Origin of the sequence: Litoribacter ruber (genome assembly GCF_018500185.1) — a bacterium.
Classification (GTDB): Bacteria; Bacteroidota; Bacteroidia; order Cytophagales; family Cyclobacteriaceae; genus Litoribacter; species Litoribacter ruber.
Window position 1 is genome coordinate 32,237 of the sequence record NZ_JAHBGI010000015.1, and the last position, 11,952, is coordinate 44,188.

Below are 11,952 nucleotides of genomic sequence, written 5' to 3' on the forward strand. Positions count from 1 at the left end.
TTACTCTTTCATCATATAAGACCTTATTACTTTTTTCTCAATAGAAAAGTCAATTAGGCTTTTTAAATTAATTTGGAAAATTCCAGTATAAACCAAAATTTTAAGCAAAAAATTCAAAGTAAATGAAGCCAAAGTGGCATATGCTGCCCCCATTATACCGTAATTGGGAATAAGCCAAATGTTGAAACCAACATTTACCACCGAAGTAATTATTCCAACATAAAGATTCCATTCAGGTTTATTTTTGGCAGCAATAGCATTAGATAGAACTCTTGAATAGCTACTAAAACAAGCGGCTACTACAAGAACGGCAAGAGGTTGAAGAGAGGACAGATAATCTTCTCCAAAAAAAGGCACCAATAGCATCTTGGTAAGTAAGAATAAAGACACTCCACCTAGAATGGAAATAAGAAATGACCATTTGGCAACTACATTAGTAATCTGCACTTGCAGTTCCTTTTTTTCTTGAAGCCCACTTAATTTTGGTAGGAGGACTGTACTTACAGCCTGAGAAATAATAAACAATCTTTCACTTATTTGTAAAGCAATAGCATATATCCCTACTGAGGCAGCATTAGTAAGTAGTCCAACCAAATACAGGTCCGCACGATAATTTATCATAGCCGTAATATTGCTAAAGAATGCTTTCAAGCCATATTTTAGATTTTTACTAAGAAATTCAAAAGTGCTGTCGTTAAAGTTTTCTTCTAATGCTTGGGGAACAAGCTTGAGCACTCTTCCTCTAGTGGCAATAGAAACAAGAATCTGGCTGAGCAGAAACAACCTTAATACAGCTATCACATCTACCGATCCAAGTAAAGCAGTAACTCCAACACCTAGTAAGAAAGAAAGGGGCTGAAGGATGGTTAGGAGATTAAAACTTTTGAAGTCGGATAATGCTTGGAGAAGAGATATTTGAACATTTTGAGCAAGCATAAAGGGAAGGCATAACAGACCAATAAAAATCAATTTGCTTGAAAGTTCAGGAAACCATTGTTCAGAAAAAAAGAACAAACAAATACCTGCCACCACTAATACCAAGGGAAGGTAAAAAAGAAGAAACTTATTGGTATGGTAAAGAGAAACCTTAAGTGTGTATGAGCCATTAGCAACATAATACACTAAAGAAGAAGGAAGGCCTAAGTTAAGAATTGATATTAAAAACTGTGGAATTAAAATTGTCAGGGTATATAAACCCATACCTTCCGGCCCTAAAATCCTAGCCAGAACAACTACAGAACATAATTGAAGTATAGCAGAAAAAATTTGTCTAAAAAGAGTAATTGAAATATTTTTGACAAATGTGTCCCCAAACTTAAATTGCATCAACTATATCAGTTTTTTCGTTCAACACTAAAAAACTCATCATTAAATAAACTTATAAACCTAGAATAATTCAATTTGGAATTATAATGGGCTTTAGAAAACTCATAAGCATTTTTTCGAACTGGGTATGATTTAAACATTTCAATATTTCTTAAAGCATTTGTTATTTCTTCGATAGAAGGAGCTTCAGAAAGTAAGATTCCATGAGTTTGTTCAACTAATTCTGAAATGCCTCCTACATTAGGGGCAATTACTGGTACCCCAAAACTCAATGCTTCCATTATTGAAACAGGAACACCTTCAGATAAAGAAGTATTAATAAATACATCAATGCAGTTTTCACTATAAAATTTCAATATTTCTTTATTAGAAACCATTCCATGAAATTTCCAACTAAGGTTTGGAGCCAGCATCATTTTATTCGCATATTCTACTAATTCCTCTTCTAAAATGCCACCACCTAAATGATCCCAATGAATTTTAATATCAGGAAAAGTGCTAGCCAAATTTCGAGCCGAATCTATTATCTTATCTATCCTCTTTACATCCACACAATAAGATACAGACAAAATTTTTAAAACATTTCTAGGACTAGCCAAACACATGAACCCGTTAAGCTCCACACCTAGCTTTTGAATACATATATTTTTTTCACTCATCGAATATTTATTTATAAGATAATTTTTTCCTTCGAGTGAAATAGGGAAAATTTTATCGAATACTTGAATTAATTGCCTTTTTAAAGGCATATAATTATTTCTACGTTCTTCTTCATATAAATCAAATCGATGAATTCTTGAAAAAAGTTTATTAATTATTCCTTCCTGTTTGAGCAAAGCTGCCGCATAAGAACTATTATCATTCCAATAGCAATATACATTTGGAGGAGTATCCAGATCCTTAATAAAAATTTTTAGATGATGACGAATTTTAAACACTTTAATAGTTGCATATAAAGCAGATTTAAAATTATTAAATTCAAATTTGCTATTTTTTATTAAGTACAACAATTCATTTAAAAAAATCTTCGAGGTTAGAGATTTTATAAAAATACTAAAATAATTGATAAAACTTAAAGGCTGGTTTAAAGAGTTATTTACAACAATTTTTGAGGGAATATCTCTTTTAAACCTGGACTTTCTTTTAGGAAGAATGATTAGATCACCTTTAAATTCCCTTCCCCAATAAATTATCTCCTTTTCTAAGAATTCTTCACCAGGTGAATAAGGAAAAACCTCAGTGATTAATAATAAGTTTTTATCACTCATTAATCAACTGGTTTTCAATGAATTTTAGATAATCTTCATGAGGGATTTTATATGGAATATGTAAAGAGTTAACTTCTGAATCCAAAAATGCTGAATTTAAAGTATTATTCCAGTTTTTAAAAACTTCTTCAAGACGAAGAATCGGGTGCACATTTTTAATAATACTGTTATAATTATCCCACTCTAAAAATTTATTAAATACTTCATATTCAGTTTTAATAACATTAAGACCTGCTTCAATAGCTTTATTTTTATCAAGTTTTCTGAATTCTAATTTTTCAACATTATCCCTAAATAAATATATTACTTTACTAAGCTTAACAGGCTCTAAATTAACATTGGCATATAAAATATTTGGACGGATTTTCCTTCTGACTTTTTTTGGATTGACTTTAAGCTTTAAACCAAAATGAACTTTATCCAAAAAAGACCTACCACTAAGTAATTCTTCTTTTTTAATGTAAGATGATAAATTATACCCATACACTTTAGGCCAAGCTAAATTTGGATATACCAGACCATCTGATGAAATCACCGCTATATCATCTGTAATAAAACTAAGTTTGTCATTTTTTCGAAGTGCAAGTAATGCTGAAGTTTTACCTGTTCCTCCTGTACCAGCCAACAGAATTCCTTCATCTCTAACTGAAAATCCTGCTGCATGAACCAAACTTAAATCCTCAAAAAAATATACTGAAGGAATTAATACCAGCTCATGCAGAATCTGCATAAAAATTTCAACACTAGTTGGAAACTCCATAGACCTAAATCTAGAAAAGGTGCTGAAATTCAGTAATCCCTCATTCATAATGACCCTGATTTCCAATTTCTTGCCTACTTTTTTCCAATAAACGTTACATTGTGAAAATTTAGTCCCAATTGAATTTTCATATTTAGAAAATATTTCAGGGTTTCTTGACAATAATAACTCTTGATTATCTGTCGATAGAATTTCAATTAATACATCCTCATATTCCCCATAATTCTCAGGGTATAGAGCCGTGCTTTCTGAAAGCGCAAGCTCAAAAGTTTCTTCTGCTACAAAAGTATAATTCTTCCCAAAAATCTTTTTTTTTCTTTCAATCATCCTACTAAAATTTAGATTCAAAAGGATGTTGAGCAACCTCCCCTTGTGCCAAAGGGTGAAACTCTCCCTTTAACCCAATTGGTTTTTTATGTCGAATATCATGAACTATCTCAATGGAATTCCTTGCTTCATCTAACCCATATCCTTGTCCGCTTAAAATATGTTCATAGCTATGTGTATGCAATTCGGTAAACCCATCACTAAATTCAATTTCCTCACCTTCCATGGTAAGTGATCTAAAAGTCCTTCCACCTCTTGCTTTGACCGCATCTGGTAAAGTATCAGCATTAATACTCAAAAACCATCTTACCCTAGCCTTTTCAAGTTGGAAATAACCTGCAGCCCTATCATGAGTATGAACATGGACCATATTTTCTTTGATTCCCCCAAAAATCCAAGTGAGCATATCATAAAAATGCACTCCAATATTAGTTGCTATTCCCCCAGATTTGGTAACATCACCCTTCCAAGAGGTATAATACCAATGACCTCTTGAGGTTATATAAGCTAAATCTATATCGTAAATTTTATCAGAGGGCCCTTCATCAATCTTCTTTTTCAAAGCAATAATAGAAGGGTGAAGCCTCAATTGTAAAATATTAAAAACCCGCTTACCGTGCTCCTTTTCTACTTCTTGTAAAGCATCGATATTCCAAGGGTTCAATACCAATGGTTTTTCACAAATGACATCAGCTCCAACTCTAAGTCCAAAACGAATATGGGAATCATGTAAATAATTAGGAGAACAAATACTTACATAATCTATTTTATTATCACTCCTTTTAAGTTTTTCAACATGACGGTCAAACCTTTCAAATTCAGTGAAAAAATCGGCTTCTGGAAAATGACCATCAATTACACCAACACTATCGAATTTATCATAAGCTGCTAAAAGGTTGTTTCCAGTATCCTTAATAGCTTTCATATGTCTTGGAGCTATATATCCTGCAGCTCCTATTAGGGCAAAGTTTTTCATGTTATGCTTTTCTTACCTGATTATTTTCTAATAAATATTTTTCTTGGCTTTCTTTACAGATAGCCACTCCTTGCTGATCAAACTCAAGCCTGTGGCCATACTCACTCATCCAGCCAATTTGTTTAGCTGGATTACCCACCATTAAAGCATATGCAGGTACGGTCTTAGTTATTACAGCTCCAGCGCCAATAAAAGCAAACGGTCCAATATCATGACCACATACAATAGTTGCATTGGCTCCGATTGTTGCTCCTTTTCCTACATGTGTTTTGGAATATTCAGACCTGCGATTGACAGCACTCCTTGGATTGGTAACGTTGGTAAAAACCATAGACGGACCCAAAAATACATCATCTTCACAAGTTACGCCAGTGTATATAGAAACGTTATTCTGAACTTTAACATTATTCCCAAGCTCAACTTCAGGCGAAACAACCACATTTTGACCAAAATTACAATTCTTACCAATCTTACATTTGGACATAATATGGGTAAAGTGCCAAATCTTTGTACCCTCTCCTATTCGACAACCTTCATCAATGACGGCCGTCTCATGGGCAAAATAATTATTCATCAAAAAAAGATTTTATGGTGTTAATAATATAATCTTGTTCCTCAATTTTCATTTCTGTATGAATTGGTAGAGAGAGAACTCTGCTACATAACTCCTCAGCATTTGGAAAATCTCCTTGCTTGTAACCAAATTCCAAATAGGCAGTCTGTTGGTGCAAAGGAACAGGGTAATAAACCATTGACGGCACGCCTTTCTCCTGAAGGTAGGCCTTAAGCTCCTCACGTTTTCCATTATTTACCTGAATCGTGTACTGATGGAATACGTGGGTTGAATTTTTCACCCTTACCGGTGTCTGAATATCAGAATGATTTGAAAAAGCTTTATCATACTTGTCAGCCACCTCATTTCTAGACTTCGAATAACGGTTGAGGTGTTTCAATTTAACTCGGAGAATTCCTGCTTGAAGAGTATCTAGCCTAGAATTTACCCCAATACTATCATGATAATACTTTTTCTTCTGTCCATGGTTGGCAATCATTTGAAGTTTACCGGCTAATTCATCATCGTTGGTAAACATAGCCCCTCCATCCCCAAAACAGCCAAGATTTTTGGAAGGGAAAAAAGAGGTGGTACCCACATCACCCATCGTACCCGCTTTTGCCACTCTTCCATCAGAAAAAGTATAATCTGCCCCAATGGCTTGAGCAGTATCTTCAATAACCTTCAAGCCGTGTCTACTGGCAAATTCTAAGATAGCTTCCATATTAGAACATTGGCCATATAAATGGACTGGTACGATTCCAACGGTTTTAGATGTAAGACAGCTTTCTAACTGATCTACCCGAAGCTCAAAAGTATCAGGAGTGACATCTATAAAAACAGGCTTTAGCCCAAGCAGAGCTATTACCTCCACGGTTGCCACATAAGTAAAGGTCGGGACAATAACTTCTTCACCAGGTTGAAAACCTAACGCCATCATAGCAATCTGAAGCGCATCAGTCCCATTTGCGCAGGGAATCACATGCTTGACTTGATTAAACTCCGCTAGTTCTTTAGCAAAGTCCTTCACTTGAGGGCCATTAATAAAGGCCGTTTGATCTATAACCTCCTGTATCGCTTCATTTACCTCGTCCCTGATTTTCTCATACTGTGACTTTAGATCTACCATCTGGATCTTTCTCATAAAATTCATTGAAAATAATTGGGAATAAAATATAACTAATAGATAAAATTAAACCTGTTAAAATAAAAAGCATTAACAATAAGACAGGTTGAGGTTTGGTTTGAGGAGCTGGCAATTGAACCCTTTCCAAAACCTTAAACATTACACCTTGTTCTTTGGATTTAATTCTCGCCTGTTCAGTTTGCTCAGCTAAAAGCGAATAAATACGGTTAGTCAAATTAAAATCCTGAACCAGAACTTCCTCTCTAGTCCTTGATACTTCTGACATAACATTTCTATTCCGATCTCTGAAGCTGGCTAATTCTTGTTGTGCTTGTAGATATTGTTTCCTAGCCTCTTCTTTCCGCTCTTCTACAAATTCCAAATTCCTTACCTCCTTCTGAGTTTGGTATTCATCAAGATAAGATTGAAGGTAATTAGATGTTAATTGCACAACTTGAGCTGACACTTCAGAATTTGGCGATTCAAATGAAATCGTCGTAATACGGGTTCCTCTTTCGACATTTAAATTTATTCTTTTTCTCAACCAGCCAATATTTCTTCCATCCTCACCACTTAAAAAAGTAATGCCACTCTCTATTCTACTACCATCATGATTTAAGGCTGTGGAAGATTTAAACAACTGCGGAAGGCCGATGGTATATTTTTTAACCTGTTGAAGCAATGAAGGTGAATAAACCGATTCCACGAACTCCTTAAGTATTAAAGAATCTCCATCTAAAGCAATTTTTGAATTTAAAACAGTTAGAAAGAAATCATTGGAATTAATGATCTCGGGATAAATCTCATGAGATAAAATATTATCATTCTGATTTAAATTACCAAGATTAAGGCCTGGAAGATTTCCCAGTTGACTTAACATTCCCCTTTGGGCTCCAGGGTTTTCCACTATTATTTTTGAAGATGCGGTAAACTCTCTGGTTGTTGTGAATATGATAACTAATGCCAAGAGAATGAAAACTAACACCACTTTAACAATTAACCATTTCTGGCTAATAATTCTTTCAACAATTTCTTTAAGTGTAATTTCCATTTATTAATCCAATGAATAGCCAAATTTTAATTAAGGTTATTTAACACTTGAGTTACCACCAAAGCCATAGTGGCTAGCCCCGTTCCGATTGCAACCCATGCCTGTGGCGGCATTGGGGGTCTTTCTGGTTTTTCAGGTACAATAATTTCAGCTCCAGGTTCAATATTCGGATAAAACTTCAATCCCAAAAATGACCTGGTCCTCTGCACATCTCCATTTGCGTATACTACATAGGATCTGGATCTTCTTGACTGCTCAGTATATCCTCCTGCTCTGGAAATGTAATTTCTAAAACTTCTATTGTTATCATACCTCGCAGTGGTGGGATATAAAACCTCGCCTCTCATCCTTACTGTTTGCAACTCTTTAGGGATACTAAGTACATCTCCTTCTTGCAATATAAGGTCATATTTAGATCTAGGATTCTGAATAATTTTTTCCAACTCTATACCTACCAATTCAGTTTCTCTAATGGAAAGCTTAACCGAACTTGTATCCGCTCCATCTAATGCTGCATACCGGTCCTCAATAAATCCAAGATTGGCATCCTTATCCTCCTCACGGCGTTTGTCCCTTTCTTCTCTCAATACTTCTACCCGCTTCTCCAATCTTCTTAGCAATTCAACCTCAGTTTCAGAATTGTCAATATTGTCTCCTCTATCAATATGATCCAAAAGAGATTGAAGATTTTTGAGCTTTCTTTCTTCCTCTTCAAGAGTTTTGTAAAATTCAGTCCTACGAATTAAAGTGGCTCCTTTTGGATAAGCAAACTGGTTCATTCCTCCTGCCCTTTTTAGTACATCAGAAATCCTTTCATCAGTTTTGCCCAACGCAAAATCCCCTGGATATAAAACCTCTCCCTCAACTTTTACCACTTTCTCTCTTTGAAAACCAGGGCTCTTTCTGATAAAGACATGATCAAAAGGTTCCAAGGTAATACCCGCATCCTCTGCCCTTACATTAAGATCTTTGTCAATTTCTATAGTTAAGATCTCGGCGATCTTACCACTAGGGTCGTTTTTAACCCTTCTTGCGATCTCAATAAAGGAGTTAGTAGCAGACTCTTTAAAGCCACGAGATTTCACCACCAAATCTCCCACAGTCATGTTCTCTGCATATTGGTAAACCCCAGTTCGGTTAACTTCACCCGAGACCTGAACATAGTATTCTTCCTTGATGTCGTAGATGGAGGCTATGTTTAGGATATCTTCTCTTCTCAATTTAACATCACCGATCGATCCATCCATTACATGCTCCAAATCAATGGAAAGAATTTCCTGTTTGAAGTTTTCTTTGGTTCTATACAGTGTGGCCCTATTGGTGAAAGCGTCCCCTCTAAGTCCACCTGCTTTTTCAATCAACTCTTTCAAAGTTAATCCCTCGGTCAGTGCAAACTCCCCTGGCCTGAATACCGCACCCGAAACTTGTACTCGGTTCTCGTATCTTTCCAGGATTTCCCCTACCTTATATACATCCCCATCTCTGGGGGTAAAAGTTGCATAAAAGTCAGATCCTATATCATCCACTTGCATTTCTGATCCAGTGGACCTTCTTACTGTCACTCTGTTTTGAAATGCCCTATCTGAAAACCCTCCTGCAAACTCAATTAGGTCTTCTAGAGATTCATCAGGCTTAATTTCAAAAAGTCCAGGTCTACGGACCGGACCGTCAATTTCTACTCGTCTGCGCACTGGTTGCACAATAACTACATCGTTGTCCCGCAACATGATGTTGGAATCCTGTCCGCCTCTTACCAAGAAGTCATAGATATCCACTTCACCGATCATCTTACTGTCTCTATACACCTGCACATGCCTGAATGAACCATTCTCATTAGGTCCACCAGCTGCAAAAAGGCCATTAAATACAGAGGCAAATGAGGGCAAGGTATAAGTTCCCGGCTTTCTAAGTTCACCTACCATCGAAACCTTAATGGTGCGGATGTTACCCAATCTGATTTGTAGGAAAGTATTGGGGTTTGATCCCCTCAGTCCACTATATATATTGGATAAGGAGTTTGACAACCTAGAAGTGGCAGCCTCCACGGAAAGTCCGCCCACCTGAACCGGTCCCACATTGGGAATAAAAACCCTTCCTTCTGGATTGACCGTCAAGTCATATTCCTGTTGGGATGCCCCATACACATCAATTAAAAGCTGATCCCCCGCTCCTATGGTATAATTTTGGGGTGTGGGGATGTTCATGCTGGGGTTGAATGTCAATTCCCTGTTATGAAACAAGGTATAACCGAAAATCTTTTTCTGCTTGGGGGTGAGGTCATAATAAGGGTCTGAGCGGCGGAGCGAGTCAAATATGGCCTCCAACTCATCTACTTCCCCTTCCACTGTTCTACTGTCTCGACCTTGCATTCTCCTATCACCCCGTTGTTGCTGGGCTTGATCCCCTCTTCTACCGGATCTCAATTCCTGAATTCTTTGGCGGAGTTTATTTACCTCTTGAGGAGGCATACCCCTCTCTTGGGCCATCTGCGGGATCTGCTGCTCGCCTATTCCCTGCTGCTCCGCCCGCTTGATCAATTGCTCTATCTGCGCATCGGAAAGGTTATCTACTTTGACGTTTTGAATATCCTGTAAGGACTGGGCATAGGCTATTACACTTACTAAAAAGAATAAGAGAAATAATGATAATTGTTTCATTTACTATTTATAGAGAAAACAGAAATGGATTTCTGTAGTTATTTATTTGTTACTTAAAGCCTAACACGTCAAGTTTGACGATTAAGCTACCTGCATTCACCAATAGGAAAACTATCCGCAAAGAAAAGAAAGAAATCGCAAAGAACGTTAAGCCTTTAGTTTTATTAACTTTATATGAATAGCCTCCACGGCTGTACTGCTCAGTTACTTCCAATTTTAAACGCAGAACTTGTCCCGAGTAGTAGAGCGTATCGGGAGGCGCAGAGGTCTCAGAGAGTGAGCCTACATTGGATAAAAGGCACTTTAATCAACTTTGAGTCCTATCTCTTCTCTTTGTGTCCTTCTTTTTAACTTGGTGCCCTTGGTGCCCCTTTTAACTTAGTGCGACTTCTTTTTAAACTTAGTGCGACTTCGTGGGCTAATTTCTCGCCGCGTCGGGGCTTTGTGTCCTTATTTTTAAACTTTGTGCCCTTGGTGACCTATTTTCTCCGCGAAGAAGCCTCTATGCGACTTTTTTTGAACTTTGTGTCCTTCGTGACCATTTTTTCCGCGAAGGGGCTTACTTTACGATCCGCGCACAGCTTCGCCCCGTTGGTCCCAGCTTCCGCTGTCCTAGCAAGGGTAACGATTCAAGCAAAAATGTAGTATGGAGAATAGTTGCGCAGTAAAATTCCTGCAAATTTAACCATAGTTATCCTAAATTGCAGGTTTGAAGAGGTTTATTTACTTTCATGAGAAACTAACGCTTAGTCAATTGCTTATCAGTTTAGGAAATAACCTGTTTAAATACTGAAATCTGCACTTAGAACGAAACTGATCGGAAGATGAATTTTATTTGAGCGGAATAATTATTTTGTGCAAGGTGGTTGAATGGTTGAATGTCCCGCTTGGCGCTGACGCGCAGCGGGACGGATTATAGGATTAACTTTTTAAAAAAGAGCCACACAGGGAAAGAAGGCCTCTCTAGAATAAAACTTAGCGTCTTAGAGTCTTCGTGGCAAAAAAATTAAAACTGCAAGTGCTCAATCCGTGGCGAAGCTCCTTAATCCTTTAATCCCTTTAACCTATCAACCACCACGTAATCCCTTTTTCCCATCATGTAATACCTAATTATTCCTATATTTGTCGGTATTATTTATCTAAGTACCTGAATTGAAATGAAATCACTTAGTATTTTGGCCTTCGGCCTGGCTATAATGGCATTTTTCTCCTGCCAGCAAGAGTTATTGGAAGAACAGACCATTTATTCAAACGACTTTACCACAGGTAACCTGGAAGATTTTATTACCAGTCGGGGCATAGACTTTTATAATGGGGATTCGGTATTGGGGTTTTTCAACAATGAGGGCTTCAGCGTTAAATTGAGAAATCTGCCCTCCCATAATATGGTTAGAGTTACGATTGATTTATATTTGCACGATTCATGGGATGGTAATATGCAGGATCCGGGCGGACCTGATATCTGGAGGATGTTTTTGGATGAACAGGAGGTACTGAACACCACCTTTTCCAATTCCCCTTGCGAAAGCGCTTATTGCCTTTATCAATCCTATCCTGAGAATTACGTGAGACAGTTTGTCCCCAAAACCGGGGCGGTAAGAGGCAATCTGCCGGGCAGGTGCCAATATGCGGGCATTCCCAATTGGACCAGCCATTACCGCATCAGCAAACTCATCTCCCACAACAACAGCACCCTCACCATCTCCTGCCTGGACGAACTGGTCCAGTGGAACGCCCAGGACCAAAGGTGCGATGAGAGCTGGTCGGTGAATAAAATTGAAGTAAGTGTGTTAAACGTAAAATAATTAAAAATTAATAATTTGGAATTAGGAATGGGGCCACGGTAGTAATTTTTAATTCATAATCAATAATTCAATAATCTCACCACAGACCAGCCTAAGCCGGCAG

Annotated in this window: 9 protein-coding genes; 1 reads left to right on the forward strand and 8 read right to left on the reverse strand. The window is 37.3% G+C overall.

Annotated features, from left to right (window positions below; translation table 11 throughout):
- From KIH41_RS16350 to KIH41_RS16385, 8 genes are read right to left on the reverse strand one after another with little or no spacing between them, the layout of a single operon-like run.
- The gene (locus tag KIH41_RS16350; RefSeq protein WP_214163068.1) at positions 1-1,326 is read right to left on the reverse strand and encodes a flippase; all 1,326 of its coding nucleotides are present in this window, start codon (positions 1,324-1,326) and stop codon (positions 1-3) included.
- Positions 1,327-1,334: 8 nt separating this feature from the next.
- Positions 1,335-2,594, reverse strand: coding sequence for a glycosyltransferase (locus tag KIH41_RS16355; protein ID WP_214163069.1), 1,260 nt, complete (start codon positions 2,592-2,594; stop codon positions 1,335-1,337).
- On the reverse strand, positions 2,587-3,681 hold the full coding sequence (locus tag KIH41_RS16360) for a hypothetical protein (protein WP_214163070.1): 1,095 nt from the start codon (positions 3,679-3,681) through the stop codon (positions 2,587-2,589). Before KIH41_RS16360 ends, KIH41_RS16355 begins: the two co-directional genes overlap by 8 nt.
- A gap of 4 nt (positions 3,682-3,685) precedes the next feature.
- Positions 3,686-4,657 carry a Gfo/Idh/MocA family protein gene (locus KIH41_RS16365; protein ID WP_214163071.1) on the reverse strand — a complete coding sequence of 324 codons (972 nt, stop codon included), beginning with the start codon at positions 4,655-4,657 and terminating at the stop codon, positions 3,686-3,688.
- 1 nt (position 4,658) lies between these two features.
- Positions 4,659-5,231: an acyltransferase gene (locus KIH41_RS16370; RefSeq protein ID WP_214163072.1), complete on the reverse strand. Its 573-nt coding sequence runs from the start codon at positions 5,229-5,231 to the stop codon at positions 4,659-4,661.
- Entirely contained in the window at positions 5,224-6,354 is a 1,131-nt protein-coding gene (locus KIH41_RS16375) for a DegT/DnrJ/EryC1/StrS family aminotransferase (protein ID WP_214163073.1), read from the reverse strand. The genes KIH41_RS16370 and KIH41_RS16375 overlap by 8 nt, the downstream gene beginning before the upstream one ends.
- Positions 6,314-7,387 carry a Wzz/FepE/Etk N-terminal domain-containing protein gene (locus KIH41_RS16380; RefSeq protein ID WP_214163074.1) on the reverse strand — a complete coding sequence of 358 codons (1,074 nt, stop codon included), beginning with the start codon at positions 7,385-7,387 and terminating at the stop codon, positions 6,314-6,316. Before KIH41_RS16380 ends, KIH41_RS16375 begins: the two co-directional genes overlap by 41 nt.
- Positions 7,388-7,413: 26 nt before the next feature.
- Entirely contained in the window at positions 7,414-10,044 is a 2,631-nt protein-coding gene (locus tag KIH41_RS16385; RefSeq protein ID WP_214163075.1) for an SLBB domain-containing protein, read from the reverse strand.
- A 1,157-nt stretch (positions 10,045-11,201) separates the two neighbouring features.
- Here KIH41_RS16385 and KIH41_RS16390 point away from each other — a divergent pair.
- Positions 11,202-11,849, forward strand: coding sequence for a hypothetical protein (locus KIH41_RS16390; RefSeq protein WP_246539191.1), 648 nt, complete (start codon positions 11,202-11,204; stop codon positions 11,847-11,849).
- The last annotated feature ends 103 nt before the right edge of the window (positions 11,850-11,952 follow it).

What these genes read in the sequence shown, in the direction of transcription:
- KIH41_RS16355 (WP_214163069.1), bottom strand. Translation starts at nt 2,594, where the DNA reads ATGAGTGATAAAAACTTATTATTAATCACTGAGGTTTTTCCTTATTCA.
- KIH41_RS16365 (WP_214163071.1), bottom strand. Translation starts at nt 4,657, where the DNA reads ATGAAAAACTTTGCCCTAATAGGAGCTGCAGGATATATAGCTCCAAGA.
- KIH41_RS16370 (WP_214163072.1), bottom strand. Translation starts at nt 5,231, where the DNA reads ATGAATAATTATTTTGCCCATGAGACGGCCGTCATTGATGAAGGTTGT.
- KIH41_RS16375 (WP_214163073.1), bottom strand. Translation starts at nt 6,354, where the DNA reads ATGAGAAAGATCCAGATGGTAGATCTAAAGTCACAGTATGAGAAAATC.
- KIH41_RS16390 (WP_246539191.1), top strand. Translation starts at nt 11,202, where the DNA reads ATGAAATCACTTAGTATTTTGGCCTTCGGCCTGGCTATAATGGCATTT.
- KIH41_RS16350 (WP_214163068.1), bottom strand. Translation starts at nt 1,326, where the DNA reads ATGCAATTTAAGTTTGGGGACACATTTGTCAAAAATATTTCAATTACT.
- KIH41_RS16380 (WP_214163074.1), bottom strand. Translation starts at nt 7,387, where the DNA reads ATGGAAATTACACTTAAAGAAATTGTTGAAAGAATTATTAGCCAGAAA.
- KIH41_RS16385 (WP_214163075.1), bottom strand. Translation starts at nt 10,044, where the DNA reads ATGAAACAATTATCATTATTTCTCTTATTCTTTTTAGTAAGTGTAATA.
- KIH41_RS16360 (WP_214163070.1), bottom strand. Translation starts at nt 3,681, where the DNA reads ATGATTGAAAGAAAAAAAAAGATTTTTGGGAAGAATTATACTTTTGTA.